The sequence below is a fragment of the Pseudomonas sp. TE3-3-F2023 genome (genome assembly GCF_036784815.1).
Taxonomy (GTDB): Bacteria; Pseudomonadota; Gammaproteobacteria; order Pseudomonadales; family Pseudomonadaceae; genus Aquipseudomonas; species Aquipseudomonas pudica.
This window is the reverse complement of sequence record NZ_CP145113.1, coordinates 640,974-655,286: the sequence shown is the minus strand read 5'-3', so window position 1 is coordinate 655,286 and position 14,313 is coordinate 640,974. Positions and strand designations below refer to the sequence as shown.

The following is a 14,313-nucleotide window of genomic DNA, read 5'->3' as shown; positions in this document are numbered from 1 at the left end:
CCATTGCATTCTTACCCCGTTGGGTTCGTGCCTGCTGCACGCCCGAAGAACTCAGGCGCGGACATAAACCCAGGCGGTCCGGCCCGAAGCGAGGGTGACGGCCACGCGCTTGTAGTCGGCGACTTCATAGCGGTCCGCTGCCGCCAGCTCTTCTTCGCTGATCTGGAAGACCATGCCGGCCACGCTGTCGTCGGCCTGGTTGCTGGGGGTAACGATAGGGTGATGGGACTTGCCGCTGGCTGCCAGCACGGCCGGGTCGGTGATCTCGACCCAGTCCTGGCGGTAGCCCAGCATGCGGTCGGCCTGCCCGCTCAGTTCGCGGCCGAAGTTGGCCAGTTGCACGGCCTTGTCCTGCAGGGTGCCGTAGGAAAACAACAATACCGAGTAAGCGCTGGAGGGCTGCATTCACTCATCCCGTGGGGTCGGGTCAAGCCGGGCTTCCAGCTCGGCTACTTGTTTTTCCAATGCCTCGAGGCGTGCGCGGGTGCGCGCCAGCACAACCATCTGGCTATCGAATTCTTCGCGGCTGACCAGGTCCAGCTTGCTGAAGGCTCCTTGCATCAGCAGCTTGAACTGGCTTTCCAGTTCGGCACGGGGCTGGGCTGTATCGCTGCTGAACAGGCGCGAGGCCTGGTCGCTCAGGGCATCTAGAAGGGCTTTGGGCGCGAGCATGGGGCTGTCCACTGATACTGGGAAATGGCCGGCAGTGTAGCACGGGCGAACCTGGCTCTTGATTGCTCAAGGCCGCGCCCACAATAGTCATTCGCCCTCGCAACGCAGTTGCACGTTTTTCGAGCAATGCGCCACATCGGAGCGCACCGAAGTTGTGCATGTTTCCCATGCTGGCGACTGGCCAATCCTGACTGATTCACATAACTCACTGTTTTCTGGCGCTTTGACGGAACTGGCAAGGTTTCTGCAAAGACCAGTGCGAGCCATGCACTGATGCAGTTCCTTGTGACCAGGCAGTGCGCACGCGGAGCCGGATGCCGACGACGCGTTACAAAGCCAACCGCTGCGCTTAGACTTGAGACGGGTTTGTTTTCCTGGGGCAAGTCCACCAAATCGGGAGAGAGTTTCATGAAGCTAGTCACAGCCATCATCAAGCCGTTCAAGCTGGACGACGTGCGCGAGTCGCTGTCGGAAATCGGCGTGCAGGGCATCACCGTCACCGAAGTCAAAGGCTTCGGTCGGCAGAAGGGCCACACCGAGCTGTATCGCGGTGCTGAATACGTGGTCGATTTCCTGCCCAAGGTGAAGATCGATGTCGCCATCGATGACAAGGACCTTGATCGGGTAATCGAAGCCATCACCAAGGCAGCCAACACCGGCAAGATCGGTGACGGCAAGATTTTCGTGGTGAATCTGGAGCAGGCGATCCGTATCCGTACCGGCGAAACCGATACCGACGCGATCTAAGCAGCAACAAAGCCTCACCAAACCCAACGCCCCAGGAGAAAACAACATGACTCTGCGTAAGATCGCAGGGCTAGGAGCCCTATTGTCCCTCGTAATGCCCGGGCTTGCCCTGGCCGAGGAAGCTGCCCCAGCGCTGAACTCCGGCGACACCGCCTGGATGCTGACCGCAACGGCGCTGGTGCTGTTCATGACCATTCCCGGCCTGGCCCTGTTCTATGGCGGCATGGTGCGTTCCAAGAACGTACTGTCAGTGATGATGCAGTGCTTTGCGATCACTGGCCTGATGAGCATTCTCTGGGTCGTCTACGGCTACAGCATGGCCTTCGATACCACTGGTATGGAAAAGGGCGTGCTCAACTTCAATTCTTTCGTTGGCGGGTTCTCCAAGGCGTTCCTCACCGGTGTCACGCCCTCGAACCTGACCTCGGCTGCCGCGCTGTTCCCTGAAGCGGTATTCATCACCTTCCAGATGACATTCGCCATCATCACCCCGGCGTTGATCGTCGGTGCCTTCGCCGAGCGCATGAAGTTCTCCGCGATGCTGGTGTTCATGGGCATCTGGTTCACCCTGGTCTACGCACCGATCGCGCACATGGTCTGGAGCGGTGACGGTGCGCTGATGTGGGACTGGGGCGTGCTGGACTTCGCCGGCGGCACCGTGGTGCACATCAACGCCGGTATCGCTGGCCTGGTCTGCTGCCTGGTGCTGGGCAAGCGCAAGGGCTACCCGACCACCCCGATGGCCCCACACAACCTGGGCTACACCCTGATGGGCGCGGCCATGCTGTGGATCGGCTGGTTCGGCTTCAACGCGGGCTCTGCCGCTGCCGCCAACGGCACCGCCGGCATGGCCATGCTGGTGACCCAGATCGCCACCGCCGCCGCGGCCCTGGGCTGGATGTTCGCCGAGTGGATCGGCCACGGTAAACCGAGCGCCCTGGGCATCGCTTCGGGTGTGGTCGCCGGCCTGGTCGCCATCACCCCGGCTGCCGGTACCGTAGGGCCCATGGGCGCCCTGGTGATCGGCCTGGTTTCGGGTGTGGTCTGCTACTTCTGCGCCACCAGCCTCAAGCGCAAGCTGGGCTATGACGACTCGCTGGATGCGTTCGGCGTACACGGCATCGGCGGTATCATCGGCGCCATCCTCACCGGTGTGTTCGCAGCCCCGGCGCTGGGCGGCTTCGGTACCGTCACCGACATCGGCATGCAGGTCTGGATCCAGGCCAAGGGCGTGATCTTCACCGTGGTCTACACCGCCATCGTCACCTACGTGATCCTCAAGGTGCTGGATTTGGTGATGGGCCTGCGGGTCAGCGAAGAAGAAGAGTCGGTCGGCCTCGACCTGGCTCAGCACAACGAGCGCGGCTACAACCTGTAACTGCGACGCGGTAAAAACTTGCCCGGCTTGCCGGGCATTTTTTTTGCCAGATTTTTAGCATTTCCCGCACGGCAAACGGTTTATTCGACACGTTCGCGACGTAGGCGGAAATCTTACAAAACGCAGAGCATTCATGGTGCTTTGCTTTTTCTGCTGGCGCGCTAGAATGCGCGCCGAAGGGTGTTTGACGAGTAGTCCACACGCTTCGCCAGCCTTTGCTAGGCTTGCCAATAGCGTGTGGCCAGCAGGGGCTAAAGGATTTGTCAGGTCCTGCCAGGAGCAGGGCCTGCTGGGTGCCGCCTCCCATCAGGAGCGCCGACCCTAGGGCAGTGGCCTAACCCACGGCCAGTTGAATTTTCACTGGTGGCTGCCGGTCTACGGCTGCACTGGTCTATAACTAACCTGCTTTTCGCAAGTCATGAGGTAGAACATGAGCGACGACGATCTGGAAAATGATGACCTCGAAGTAGGCGACGAAGACGAGGGCGATGAAGGCCTCGAAGCGGCAGCTGATGACGGCGCCGAAGACGCTGGCGATGACGACAGCAGCCCGGCACCCGCTGCCAAGGGCAAATCCAAGGCCGCAGTCTCGGTAGACGAAATGCCGAGCATGGAAGCCAAGCAGAAGGAGCGTGACGCCCTGGCCAAGGCCATGGAAGAGTTCCTCGCTCGCGGCGGCAAGGTTCAGGAAGTCGAGGCCAACGTGGTCGCCGACCCGCCCAAGAAGCCGGACAACAAGTACGGCAGCCGCCCTATCTGAGTGGCTGATCTAAAAAAGCCCGCCGTCGCTGCGGGCTTTTTTGTGTCTGCGGGTTATGGGTTGCCTGTGCCGGCCTCTTCGCGGCTAAACCCGCTCCCACAAGGACGGCGCAGGACCTGAGGGCAGTGGTGAACCTTTGGGAGCGGGTTTACCCGCGAATGGGCCGGCCCCTGTCAGCGCCAGCGTGCGAGGATGTCGGGCAACTGCGACAGGCGCTGGATCTCGGCATCCGGCGCCTGCTCGCCTACCCAAGGCTTGCCCTGCGGGTTGAACCACACCGCGCGCAGCCCGGCACGCTGGGCGCCGGCGATGTCATCGCCCGGGTGGTCACCGATGTGCACCGCCGCGCTGGCCTCTACGTCGCCGCGGCGCAGGGCTTCGAGGAACGGCGCCGGGTCCGGCTTGCCGATGCCGAGGTCCTCGGCACACAGTGCAAAGCGGAAATAGTCCGCCAGCCCCAGCCGGCTCACGTCGGCATTGCCGTTGGTGACCACGCCCAAGGTGTAGCTATGGCGAAGGATCTCCAGCACCGGCTGCACCTCCGGGAAAATCTCTACCTGGTGGCGGGCATGCAGGAATACTTCGAAACCTTCATTGGCCAGCTCCTGCGCATGCTTTTCGCTGTAGCCGACTTCTTCCAGGGCATGGAACAGCACGCGTCGGCGCAGGGCGCTGATGCGGTGCTTCAGGCCGGGTTCGGCTTGCACCAGGCGCTCGCGGATGGCGAACAAGTGCTCCACCGGCACGCCGCCAAGGATTGGGGCGTTAGCTTCGAGCCAGTCGCGCAACACGACTTCCGCGCTGGCAATCACCGGCGCGGTATCCCACAGGGTGTCGTCGAGGTCGAAGGTGATCAGCTTGATGCTCATGAGTCTGCCTTTGCTGCGTTTGGCCCGAGGGTGGGCGCTGTCATACACCGCGGCCAGGTGCTGGAAGTCCAGGTGGGTATAGATCTGCGTGGTGCCGATGTCGGCGTGGCCGAGCATCTCTTGCACTGCGCGCAGGTCCTGGGACGATTCCAGCACGTGGCTGGCGAAGGAATGGCGAAGCATGTGTGGGTGCAGGTGCTGGCCCAGCTCGCGCTCACCAGCCGCCTTCACCCGTTGCTGAACGGCGCGTGGGCTGATGCGGTTGCCCTGACGGGTGATGAACACTGCACGGTCGCGTGGGTTGCCGATGCCGCGCAGGCGGTACCAGGCCTGCAAGGCTTCGCGGGCCTTGCGGCCGACCGGTAGCACGCGGGCCTTGCCGCCCTTGCCCAGCACCTGCACCAGGCCGGCGGCGAGGTCGAGGTGATCGAGGTCGAGGTTGGTCAGTTCGGACAGGCGCAGGCCCGACGAATAGAACAGTTCAAGGATAGCCTGGTCGCGACGGGCGATGAAGTCATCGTCGACACCGCCATCGAGCAGTTGCAGGGCGCGGTCGGTGTCCAGCACCTTTGGCAGCCGGCGTTCGCCCTTGGGCGCGCTCAGACCGCTGGCCGGGTCGTGCTGACACAGGCCTTCACGGTTGAGGTAGCGGTACAGGCCACGCACCGCCGACAGCAGCCGGGCCAGGCTGCGCGAGGACTGGCCGTGATGGTGCTGGCGGGCGATCAGCTGGCGCAGCTGCTGAATTTGCAGCGCCTGCCAATCGGCAATGCCGTGCTCCTTGCAGTATGCAACCACCTTGTCCAGGTCGCGACGGTAGCCCAGCAGGGTGTGCTCGGACACCTGGCGCTCGTTGCGCAGGTGTGCGCAATAAGCCTCCAGCTGGTGTTCCATCAGCGTACCGGGCGCAGGGTCTGGGTAACGCGTGGGACAACGCGGCCAAGTACCTCGGCAATGTAGCCAAGGAACAGGGTACCGACGCTGCTCTTGTAGTGTTGCGGGTCGCGGCTGCCGATCGCCAGCACCCCGTGCAGGCCCTGGTATTCCAGGGCAGCCACGGCGCTGGAGCCTACCTCCCGGCGCTGTTCTTCACCGAACAGGAAGGCCAGCTCGTGCTCGCGCAAGTTACCGCTGACCGTTTTGCCGCCGCCCAGCAGGGCCCCGATGGCCTGCTGCGCTTCGGCGTTGCTCACCCAGCGCCCGACCGGCGCGACATTTTCGCCGAACAAGATCAGGCTGACGAAGGGCACCTGGAATTCCTGGCGCAGGCTGTCTTCGACTGCCATCACCACTTCTTCCAGGCTGCCGGCGTCGAGCAGGTCGAGGATCAGCCGGCGGGTCTTGTCGAACAGCCGGTCGTTGTCGCGGGCCACGTCCATCAGTTGCGACAGGCGGTGGCGCATCTCGATGTTGCGGTCGCGCAGCAACTTGAGCTGGCGCTCCACCAGCGACACGCTGTCGCCCCGCTGGTGCGGGATGCGCTGTTCGATCAGCAGCTCGTCGTGTTCGGCGAAGAAGGTGGGGTGGGCGCGCAGGTAGGCGACCACCGCTTCGGCATCGAGCTCGGCGGACTGCTTGGGTACAACCTGGGGCTGATCGGTCATGGCGGTTACTCGCTTAGAGACGAACCTGTCCTTCGTAGACGCGTACGGCCGGGCCGGTCATCAGCACGGGCTTGCCGGGGCCGGCCCATTCGATGTGCAGGCGGCCTCCGGGCAGGTCGAGGGACACCGGGGAGTCCATCCAGCCCTGGCTGATCGCCGCCACGGCGGCGGCGCAGGCACCGGTGCCGCAGGCCTGGGTTTCGCCCGCACCACGCTCCCATACACGCAGGTTGGCGCGGTGGCGGTCGATGACCTGGAGGAAGCCGGCATTTACCCGCTGCGGGAAGCGTGGGTGGTTCTCGATCTTCGGGCCCAGCTGGTGCACAGGGGCGGTACGCACGTCGTCGACACGCAGTACGGCATGCGGGTTACCCATGGACAGGGCGGCAATCGAATGCACCTGGCCGTCGACTTCCAGTGGGTAGCTCAGCGCCTGCTCGTCGGCGACGAAGGGGATTTCGGCAGGGTTGAAGCGCGGCGGGCCCATGTCGACACTGATCTGGCCGTCGTTCTGCACGTCCAGTTCGATGATGCCGCTCTTGGTTTCCACGCGGATGCGCTTTTTTGCGGTCAGGCGCTTGTCCAGCACGAAGCGGGCGAAGCAGCGCGCACCGTTGCCGCACTGCTCGACCTCGGAACCGTCGGCATTGAAGATGCGGTAGCGGAAATCCACTTCCGGGTTGTTCGGCGCCTCGACGATCAGCAACTGGTCGAAGCCGATGCCGGTGTGGCGGTCACCCCATTGCTTGGCGTGCTTGGGCTGAATGTGCGCGTGCTGGCTGACCAGGTCGAGGACCATGAAGTCGTTGCCCAGCCCATGCATCTTGGTAAAACGCAGCAGCATGGGCTTACTCCGGCAGCAGGCTTTCGCCAGCGTACAATTCGGCGATGGTCTCGCGGCGGCGTACTTCGAAGGCCTGGTCGCCGTCGACCAGGATTTCAGCGCAACGGCCACGGGTGTTGTAGTTGGAGCTCATGACAAAACCATAGGCGCCCGCGGACTGTACGGCCAGCAGGTCACCTTCTGCCAGGTTCAGCACGCGGTCCTTGCCGAGGAAGTCGCCAGTCTCGCAGATCGGGCCGACCAGGTCGTAGGCACGGCCTTCGCCTGTGCGTGGCTTGACCGGGCTGACGCCCATCCAGGCCTGGTACAGGGCCGGGCGGATCAGGTCGTTCATCGCCGCATCGATGATGGCGAAGTCCTTGTGCTCGGTGTGCTTGAGGTATTCCACGCGGGTAAGCAGGACGCCGGCGTTGGCCACGATGTAGCGGCCCGGCTCGAACACCAGGGCGAGGTCGCGGTCGCCGACGCGCTCGCGGATGGCCTTGATGTACTCGGCCACCAGCGGTGGCTCCTCATCGCGGTAACGCACGCCGACACCGCCACCCAGGTCCAGGTGGCGCAGGTGGATGCCACACTCGGCCAGGCGGTCGACCAACACCAGCAGGCGGTCGAGGGCATCGAGGAAAGGCTCGACGGTGGTCAGTTGCGAACCGATGTGGCAGTCGACACCGACCACTTCCAGGTTCGGCAGCTGCGCGGCGCGCACGTAGATGGCCTCGGCATCGGCGATGGCGATGCCGAACTTGTTCTCTTTCAGGCCGGTGGAGATGTACGGGTGGGTGCCAGCGTCGACATCTGGGTTGACCCGCAGCGAGACCGGGGCAACCTTGCCCATCTCGGCGGCCACCACTTGCAGGCGCTCCAGTTCGTCGGTGGATTCGACGTTGAAGCAGTGCACACCGACTTCCAGGGCACGGCGCATGTCGTCGCGGGTCTTGCCGACGCCGGAGAACACCACGCGGTCGGCACGGCCGCCTGCGGCCAGCACGCGCTCCAGCTCACCGCCAGAGACGATGTCGAAGCCTGAGCCCAGGCGCGCCAGCACGTTCAGCACGCCGAGGTTGGAGTTGGCCTTGACCGCGAAGCACACCAGGTGCTCGGTACCTTGCAGGGCGTCGGCGTAGCTACGGTACTGGGCCTCGATGTGGGCGCGCGAGTACACGTAGGTCGGGGTGCCGTAGCGTTCGGCGATGGCCGCCAGGCCCACGCCTTCCGCGAACAGCTCGCCGTCGCGGTAGTTGAAAGCGTTCATCTGGTTTCCTTACTGCGCTGGCGACTGCTCGGGCTCGAGCTCGGGCTCTGGCTGCTGCTCTTGTACCGGGGCCGGCTTGGCTTTTGGCTGGTGCTGGTGCGACTTGTGCGCTTTGCCGTTATCGCCGTCTTCTGGCAGATACAGCGGGCCTTTCTGGCCGCAGGCCGAAACGAGACAGGCAACAGCGACCAGCGCCGCGAGGGAGGAAATCAGGCGCTTCATGGGTGAAATCCTTAGAAATATGCAGTATTGCGCCCGAGTATACCGAGCGACCGGCGGCTTGCCTATGCAAGGGCCGGCCCGCCGGGCGGGCTATTCTTACCGCGTGCAAGGGCCCTTTCGCGGCTTGTAGGAGCAGCCTTGTGCTGCAGAGGCCGTTACTGCTGAAGAATATCCGTTGCCTTACTGGCCTCTTCGCAGCACAAGGCTGCTCCTACCGGGTACTGCATTCGCCTCAGGCCGTGCGCAATCCTTGTAGGAGCGGCTTTAGCCGCGAAGGGGCAAGTGAAGGTAGCGGCTAAACCTTTGCATTCGGCGGCAAGCGCCCGTATCTTGCCGGGCTTGCCTGTAACGCAGCCAATTTCGAGGTTCCTGCAATGAGTTTGAGTGAAGCGCGTTTCCATGATCTGGTCGACGCGACCCAACAGGCCCTGGAGGACCTGTTCGACGAGAGCGGCCTGGACCTGGACATGGAGAACTCCGCCGGCGTCCTCACCGTCAAGTTCGAAGGCGGCGCCCAGTTGATCTTCAGCCGCCAGGAGCCGCTGCGCCAGCTGTGGCTGGCCGACCGCTCCGGCGGTTTCCACTTCGACTACGACGAAGACAGCGGCAAGTGGGTGTGCGAAAAGAGCGAGGAATTGCTGGGCGAAATGCTCGAGCGCATCGTCTGGGAACGGGCCGGCGAGAAGCTGGACTTCGACGAGATCTGACATGAGCAGTACGCCGGCCCGTCCGCCCAAACCGCTCTACAGCAACGTCAGCCCCGCAGTGCCATCGCCCTGCATCAGCATTTGCCGGCTGGACGAACAGCGTGTCTGCACGGGTTGCCACCGGCATGTCGAGCACATCCGCGAATGGCGTTCGGCCGATGACGAACGGCGTCGGCAGATTTGCCGCGAGGCCCAGGTCCTGCGCGACCAGGCTAAGGCACACTGATCGCAGGGGCTTGAGTATTTACCCGGCTGTGGTAACGTCGGGTTCTGCGTCGGTGACGCCAAAGCCATCACAAACCCCGCCCTTGGGCGGGGTTTTGCTTTATCTGCATGATGTAAATCGCCTGTTCAAAGGAGTCTGACTGGATCATGAGTACCAAGCCTTCCCTCATCCTCACCCGATTGGACGTACAACGTCTGGAGCGTCTGATCGACAGCCTCGACGAGAGTACGCCGGGTGTGCTCGCCCTGCAGGACGAGCTGGACCGCGCCGAGCAGGTGGTCGGTCACGAGGAAGTTCCGGCTGGCGTGGTGACCATGAACTCGCGCGTGCACTGCCGTGAAGAAGCCAGCGGCAAGGACTACCACCTGACCCTGGTGTACCCGAAGGATGCCGGGCAGGAAGGCAACGTCTCGATCCTGGCGCCGATTGGTTGCGCCTTGCTGGGGTTGTCGGTGGGCGAGCAGATCGACTGGCCGGCCCCGGGGGGCAAGACCCTCAAGCTGAAGCTGCTGGAAGTGGAATATCAACCGGAAGCGGCGGGCGATTTCGATCTGTAAGGGCCAGGGGCCGCTTTGCGGCCCATTCGCAGCACAAGGCTGCTCCTACAAGAGAGCTCATTTCAACCTGTAGGAGCAGCGTTGTGCTGCGAATTCAGGATCCCACCGCCAAGACTTGCTCCAACCCCTCGTTCAAGGCCTGCTCCAGCTCCCGCTTGTAGCGCAGGTACAGCTGCGTCGACCCCAGCTGGTCATCCAGCAACTCGGACAAATCCAGGTCAGTGATGTAGCAGCGGTACTGCCCTGAGCCACGTCGCTGCCCGATGATCTGCCGGGCCACCACCGCATACAGCTGTTCACCATGCTCCAGTTCGGAAAACTCCTGCTGGTCGCAATACAGCGTCACGTGCGCCGCGCCCGCCACCCCGGCCTGGATGATCGCCTGCACTTCATAGTAGGGCTGGTCGCTACCCTCGACGGGAGCCTGGCGCGGCTCGATGCTGCGCGCCTTGCCTGGCCCGGAGGGCAACAGTTGCGCGTAGTGGATGTCCAGTGAGGCCGCTCGCTGGGTGTCCAGCGGCAGCCGGGCATCACGGCGCATCACCACCGAGCGCAGAAAGCGCTGCAGCGGCAACAGCAGGTGGGCTTCATCGTGCAGCGGCAGGCGTTGCTGCCACAGGGCGTTGTATTCATCCAGCACGTAAAGCTCGGCCCAGCCCCCCTGCAGGCGGTAGAACACCTGGATGCAGGCCGGCCGGCCCTGCTCCAGCACCAGGTGCAGGTCGTGGTCCTGCAGGGCGTTGGCATCCAGGTACAGCGGGCTGTAAGCGCTACGCTCTTCGCCCAGATGCTCCAGTAGTGCCTCGTGCTCGGCCAGGGTGGTGAGGTTGACATGCCCGGCCAGCAGCTCCAGCACATGGGTGTGCTGGGCCACCTGCAGCAGGTAGCGGTGGTTCAGGCCCTGGTCCAGCAGCAGCTGCACTGTGTCGAAGATTTCCTCAACGCGTTGGCCGATGGCCTGGGCGCGGCTCTGGCAGAAGCAGCGCACCCGCACCCTCGGTCTGTGGCCGCGCAGCACGGGGCTGTTGAGGAAGTCGCGCAGGCAGCGCACCAGCGCGTGCTCGCCGTCATAGCGCTGGACCAGTACCTCGTTCCAGCTGTTGAGCGTGACCTGGTCCAGGGTCAGGACAAGGTTTTCGCGCACGCCTGCATAGCTCAGCGAGTCGGTGCGCTCGGTGGTCATCAGAATGTTCAGGTCGCGGTGGTGGCGCAGCGGGTCGATGGCTACGTTGACCAGCAGTAGCACCTCTTCGGCAACGCTGGGTTGCAGCAGGCGCACCTCGCTGACGGTCGGCAAGGGCAGGGGAATGCTCTGCTGCAGGCAGCCGACCAGGTTGAACAGCTCGAATTCGCTGAGGTCGCTGACGCCTGGGTGTAGCGCCAGGCGCGTGCTGCTGTCGATCACCCCGTTGCGGTGGGCCCAGGTCAACAGTTCGAGCAGCTCGCGGCAACGCTTGAGCGGGCTGAAGTGGTCCACCTCATGGGGGCTCAGGTTGCCGGTGTATAGCTCCCAGTGGTAGCTGCCGGGCTCCCTGCGGTTAGGCGCCTGGACCAGGGTCAGGGTGTCCTCGGCCAGGTCTGGGGCGATGCCGGGGTTGATCACTTCGACCTTGCCGGCGCGGCGCTCGAAGGCCGCATAAAGGCGTCGGCCCAGCACATTCAGATCGCGCTGGTCGGCGCGGCTGCTGGCGTTCTGGGTGCGGGCGAATTCGCTGAGGAAGCGATAGCTGTGGTTCAGTTCGGCCACCAGTTCACGGCGCTCGACGGCAACCTGCTGCACTTTCCATTGGTTGCGACTGTCCAGCAGGGCCAACTGGCGCTCGTCCCAGCCCCACTCGTCGGCCAGGCGCTGCAACAGCCGGCGCTGCCAGCCATTGGCCCGGGCCGGGTCGCTGAGTTTCTTGTTCACCTTCAGGTACAGGCTGCGCCGCACCAGCTCCAGGCGCGTGTGTTCGCCACGCTGCAGCAGGTAATGCTCGATGCGCCGGTACACCATCACGTAGGGGTCCAGCTCGTCGAGGTCGAGCTGGTTGGCGAACACTGCTTGCTTGTAGTCCAGGCTCAGGCAGCGTACGGCGGGGTGTTCGCTGGCATAGGCCTCGGTCAACAGCAGCTTGAGCAGCGACTTGTAGGGCGAGTCGATGCCTTTGAACAGTTGCCACAAGCCAGCGCCGACGAACTCGCCGGGCGGAATGTGCGCCAGGTTGCCGAGGTCGAGGGCGTCCTGGCTGCGAATGAAACGTTTGGACAGCAGTGTCTGGGTATAGGCGTGGTAATCGTGCTCCTGGTAGACCGGCACCAGCCACCACAGTGGTGTGCGCCCGGCCAGCCAGATAGTAGTGCGGTAGAACTCGTCCAGCAGCAGGTAGTGCTGGGTGGTACCGCAATCGTCGGAACCGAGCTGGCCCTCGCGTTGGCCCTGGGCGAAACCTTGCGTGTCGATCAGGAAGAAGTGTGCCTCGGCACCCAGGCTTTCCGCCCATGCCTCCAGCAACTGGCATTTGCGGCGCAGTTCACCCAGCAGCTCGTCGGCCAGGCCGGGCGCATGGCACACCCACAGGTCCATGTCGCTTTGCTCGGCTTGCGCCAGCGAGCCCAGGCTGCCCATCAGGAACAGGCCGTGGATGGGCTGTGGCGGGTTGCCATGGCGGGCCTTGTAGGTGAAGGAGCGGGCAAGGCGCTGGGCCTCGACTACCAGGTCGGCGCTTGGCTCGTAGCCCGATACGCCTGCGGGGGTGCTGCCGGAGACATAGCCCGGCAGTAACGGATGGTTCACATGAAACAGCAGCGGCAGCAGCGTCAGCACCTGTTGCTGGCGCGTCGACAGGCCCTCCAGGGCCCGCTGCAGCCGGCCCTGGTTGAGCCGCAGGAAGCGAGCACGCAATGTCGCCAGGACCTTGCGGTCGATGCCTTCGTCCAGGTCGGGGCGGATTTCGTGGGGGTGGTTCATTGCGCACTCGGGCAGGCCAGCGGAGCTGTGGCGAGTGTAGCCTGAGTAGCGGGGTCGGATAAGCGGCAATTGAAATATTGGCGCCATTTTTCCAGCGGGCTTGGGTGGCGCTGCAGCTTTCGTTGCGCTTGAGGCATGATGGCGGTCTCAAGCTGATTGCGAGGTTTTCCGATGCGTGTGTGGATCGATGCCGACGCTTGCCCCAAGGCGGCCAAGGATCTGATCGTCAAGTTCGCCCTCAAGCGCAAGTTCGAGGTAGTGATGGTGGCGGGCCAGGCTGTGGCCAAGCCGGCGTTCGCGATCGTGCGCCTGATCGTGGTGCCCAGCGGCATGGACGCGGCCGACGATTACCTGGTGGAGCACGCCGTGCCTGGCGAGCTGGTGATCTGCAGTGATGTGCCGTTGGCCGATCGCCTGGTGAAAAAGGGCGTGGCGGCACTGGACCCGCGCGGGCGCGAGTTCGACGAGCGCAACATGGGGGATCGGCTGGCGGCACGCAACCTGTTCACCGAGCTGCGCGAGCAGGGCCAGGTGGGGGGAGGGCAGGCGCCTTATGGCGAGCGCGAGAAGCAGGCGTTTGCCAATGCGCTGGACCGGATCATTGCCCGGTTGTCCAAACCCTGAAGCGACCCGGCTGGCGGTATGGACACGACGTGTGGGAGCGGCCTTGTGTCGCGAAAGGGCCGCGAAGCGGCCCTAGGATTTCAGCTTCGCCGCATAAATTGCCGGGGCCGCGCTGCGGCCCTTTCGCGACACAAGGCCGCTCCCACGGGGACCGCGTCAGATTCTGAATCTTGCACCCGTTACTCGTGCGTCAGCTCCAGCACCCGATCCACCAGCTTGTAGATCCCGCCAGCCGCTTCACTGATCGCCTTGGCCTCCATGTACGCCGGGGTGGTCACCAGCTTGCGCTGGGTGTCCTCGACAATATCGTGGACATCGCACTCTTCATGAGTGCCACCCATCTTCGTTACGGCCGCCGCAGTGCCAGCGTCGGTACCGATGGTGCAGACCACGCCAGGGCCATAGATCTTCGCTGCCAGCGCCGGGGAGATGCAGATCAGGCCAACCGGCTTGCAGGCATCGGCAAAGGCTTCGGCCAGGGCCAGCACATCCGGGTGGACGCTGCAGTTGGCGCCTTCCACGGCAAAGTTGGACAGGTTCTTCGCCGCCCCGAAACCGCCTGGCACGATCAATGCGTCGAAGTCTTCGGCCTTGGCTTCGCGGATGTCCTTGACCTCACCGCGGGCAATGCGCGCCGACTCCACCAGTACATTGCGCGATTCGGGCATTTCCTCGCCAGTCAGGTGGTTGATCACGTGCATCTGCGCAATGTTCGGCGCGAAGCACTGCACCTGCGCACCACGCTGGTCGAGGCGCAGCAGGGTGATCACGCTTTCGTGGATTTCGGCGCCGTCATAAACGCCGCAGCCGGAAAGAATCACCGCTACTTTTTTTGTCATGCTTTTTACTCCAGTGTCGAGGCGCTAAATGTCCTCTAGTTTGGCAGATGTAGCCATAGGGA

The 14,313-nt window shown here is 63.7% G+C and carries 16 protein-coding genes and 1 pseudogene; 7 read left to right on the top strand and 10 right to left on the bottom strand.

Annotated elements, in window-relative coordinates; translation table 11 throughout:
- Positions 1-51: 51 nt before the first annotated feature.
- Positions 52-405: a gamma-glutamylcyclotransferase family protein gene (locus V3314_RS02945; protein ID WP_338459914.1), complete on the bottom strand. Its 354-nt coding sequence runs from the start codon at positions 403-405 to the stop codon at positions 52-54.
- Positions 406-672 carry an accessory factor UbiK family protein gene (locus tag V3314_RS02940; protein ID WP_046613655.1) on the bottom strand — a complete coding sequence of 89 codons (267 nt, stop codon included), beginning with the start codon at positions 670-672 and terminating at the stop codon, positions 406-408.
- A gap of 408 nt (positions 673-1,080) precedes the next feature.
- On the opposite strand from V3314_RS02940, the gene glnK reads away from it, so the two are divergent.
- The 3 genes from glnK to sutA all read left to right on the top strand — a co-directional run bounded on the left by glnK (position 1,081) and on the right by sutA (position 3,557).
- The gene (glnK, locus tag V3314_RS02935; protein ID WP_002555808.1) at positions 1,081-1,419 is read left to right on the top strand and encodes a P-II family nitrogen regulator; all 339 of its coding nucleotides are present in this window, start codon (positions 1,081-1,083) and stop codon (positions 1,417-1,419) included.
- Between the two features lie 46 nt (positions 1,420-1,465).
- Positions 1,466-2,797 (top strand): ammonium transporter, encoded by a 1,332-nt coding sequence (locus V3314_RS02930; protein WP_046613654.1) that lies wholly within the window; start codon positions 1,466-1,468, stop codon positions 2,795-2,797.
- 430 nt (positions 2,798-3,227) lie between these two features.
- Complete coding sequence (gene sutA, locus V3314_RS02925) at positions 3,228-3,557, top strand: transcriptional regulator SutA (protein ID WP_013974748.1); 330 nt, start codon at positions 3,228-3,230, stop codon at positions 3,555-3,557.
- Positions 3,558-3,730: 173 nt separating this feature from the next.
- On the opposite strand, the gene V3314_RS02920 is transcribed toward sutA, so the two are convergent.
- The 6 genes and pseudogenes from V3314_RS02920 to V3314_RS02895 all read right to left on the bottom strand — a co-directional run bounded on the left by V3314_RS02920 (position 3,731) and on the right by V3314_RS02895 (position 8,348).
- A complete protein-coding gene (locus V3314_RS02920) occupies positions 3,731-4,426 on the bottom strand; it encodes an HAD family hydrolase (protein WP_046613653.1) in 696 nt (231 codons plus the stop codon).
- 6 nt (positions 4,427-4,432) lie between these two features.
- Positions 4,433-5,320, bottom strand: a pseudogene (gene xerC / locus V3314_RS02915) (tyrosine recombinase XerC); the annotation flags it as partial.
- Positions 5,320-6,030, bottom strand: a complete 711-nt coding sequence (locus V3314_RS02910; RefSeq protein WP_085602252.1) for a DUF484 family protein — start codon at positions 6,028-6,030, stop codon at positions 5,320-5,322. The pseudogene xerC and the gene V3314_RS02910, both read right to left, overlap by 1 nt.
- A 13-nt stretch (positions 6,031-6,043) precedes the next feature.
- Positions 6,044-6,874 carry a diaminopimelate epimerase gene (gene dapF / locus V3314_RS02905; protein WP_046613650.1) on the bottom strand — a complete coding sequence of 277 codons (831 nt, stop codon included), beginning with the start codon at positions 6,872-6,874 and terminating at the stop codon, positions 6,044-6,046.
- A 4-nt stretch (positions 6,875-6,878) separates the two neighbouring features.
- On the bottom strand, positions 6,879-8,126 hold the full coding sequence (gene lysA, locus V3314_RS02900) for a diaminopimelate decarboxylase (protein WP_046613649.1): 1,248 nt from the start codon (positions 8,124-8,126) through the stop codon (positions 6,879-6,881).
- 9 nt (positions 8,127-8,135) lie between these two features.
- Entirely contained in the window at positions 8,136-8,348 is a 213-nt protein-coding gene (locus tag V3314_RS02895) for a lipoprotein (protein ID WP_052970498.1), read from the bottom strand.
- Between the two features lie 374 nt (positions 8,349-8,722).
- On the opposite strand from V3314_RS02895, the gene cyaY reads away from it, so the two are divergent.
- The 3 genes from cyaY (at position 8,723) to rnk (ending at position 9,838) form a co-directional block, all read left to right on the top strand.
- Positions 8,723-9,055, top strand: a complete 333-nt coding sequence (cyaY, locus tag V3314_RS02890) for an iron donor protein CyaY (protein WP_004575827.1) — start codon at positions 8,723-8,725, stop codon at positions 9,053-9,055.
- A gap of 1 nt (position 9,056) precedes the next feature.
- The gene (locus V3314_RS02885; RefSeq protein ID WP_046613648.1) at positions 9,057-9,281 is read left to right on the top strand and encodes a DUF1289 domain-containing protein; all 225 of its coding nucleotides are present in this window, start codon (positions 9,057-9,059) and stop codon (positions 9,279-9,281) included.
- 146 nt (positions 9,282-9,427) lie between these two features.
- Entirely contained in the window at positions 9,428-9,838 is a 411-nt protein-coding gene (gene rnk, locus V3314_RS02880) for a nucleoside diphosphate kinase regulator (protein ID WP_108481292.1), read from the top strand.
- Between the two features lie 94 nt (positions 9,839-9,932).
- Here the strand turns inward: rnk and V3314_RS02875 are convergent, their stop codons facing one another.
- Entirely contained in the window at positions 9,933-12,788 is a 2,856-nt protein-coding gene (locus V3314_RS02875; RefSeq protein WP_135001808.1) for a class I adenylate cyclase, read from the bottom strand.
- A 171-nt stretch (positions 12,789-12,959) separates the two neighbouring features.
- Between V3314_RS02875 and V3314_RS02870 the strand changes: the two genes are divergently transcribed.
- Positions 12,960-13,412 carry a YaiI/YqxD family protein gene (locus tag V3314_RS02870; RefSeq protein WP_013974739.1) on the top strand — a complete coding sequence of 151 codons (453 nt, stop codon included), beginning with the start codon at positions 12,960-12,962 and terminating at the stop codon, positions 13,410-13,412.
- A gap of 179 nt (positions 13,413-13,591) precedes the next feature.
- On the opposite strand, the gene elbB is transcribed toward V3314_RS02870, so the two are convergent.
- Positions 13,592-14,251, bottom strand: a complete 660-nt coding sequence (gene elbB, locus V3314_RS02865; RefSeq protein WP_338459913.1) for an isoprenoid biosynthesis glyoxalase ElbB — start codon at positions 14,249-14,251, stop codon at positions 13,592-13,594.
- Between the last annotated feature and the right edge of the window lie 62 nt (positions 14,252-14,313).

Coding starts and splice junctions, on each gene's coding strand:
- V3314_RS02945 (WP_338459914.1), bottom strand. CDS start 405: ATGCAGCCCTCCAGCGCTTACTCGGTATTGTTGTTTTCCTACGGCACC.
- V3314_RS02940 (WP_046613655.1), bottom strand. CDS start 672: ATGCTCGCGCCCAAAGCCCTTCTAGATGCCCTGAGCGACCAGGCCTCG.
- glnK (WP_002555808.1), top strand. CDS start 1,081: ATGAAGCTAGTCACAGCCATCATCAAGCCGTTCAAGCTGGACGACGTG.
- V3314_RS02930 (WP_046613654.1), top strand. CDS start 1,466: ATGACTCTGCGTAAGATCGCAGGGCTAGGAGCCCTATTGTCCCTCGTA.
- sutA (WP_013974748.1), top strand. CDS start 3,228: ATGAGCGACGACGATCTGGAAAATGATGACCTCGAAGTAGGCGACGAA.
- V3314_RS02920 (WP_046613653.1), bottom strand. CDS start 4,426: ATGAGCATCAAGCTGATCACCTTCGACCTCGACGACACCCTGTGGGAT.
- V3314_RS02910 (WP_085602252.1), bottom strand. CDS start 6,030: ATGACCGATCAGCCCCAGGTTGTACCCAAGCAGTCCGCCGAGCTCGAT.
- dapF (WP_046613650.1), bottom strand. CDS start 6,874: ATGCTGCTGCGTTTTACCAAGATGCATGGGCTGGGCAACGACTTCATG.
- lysA (WP_046613649.1), bottom strand. CDS start 8,126: ATGAACGCTTTCAACTACCGCGACGGCGAGCTGTTCGCGGAAGGCGTG.
- V3314_RS02895 (WP_052970498.1), bottom strand. CDS start 8,348: ATGAAGCGCCTGATTTCCTCCCTCGCGGCGCTGGTCGCTGTTGCCTGT.
- cyaY (WP_004575827.1), top strand. CDS start 8,723: ATGAGTTTGAGTGAAGCGCGTTTCCATGATCTGGTCGACGCGACCCAA.
- V3314_RS02885 (WP_046613648.1), top strand. CDS start 9,057: ATGAGCAGTACGCCGGCCCGTCCGCCCAAACCGCTCTACAGCAACGTC.
- rnk (WP_108481292.1), top strand. CDS start 9,428: ATGAGTACCAAGCCTTCCCTCATCCTCACCCGATTGGACGTACAACGT.
- V3314_RS02875 (WP_135001808.1), bottom strand. CDS start 12,788: ATGAACCACCCCCACGAAATCCGCCCCGACCTGGACGAAGGCATCGAC.
- V3314_RS02870 (WP_013974739.1), top strand. CDS start 12,960: ATGCGTGTGTGGATCGATGCCGACGCTTGCCCCAAGGCGGCCAAGGAT.
- elbB (WP_338459913.1), bottom strand. CDS start 14,251: ATGACAAAAAAAGTAGCGGTGATTCTTTCCGGCTGCGGCGTTTATGAC.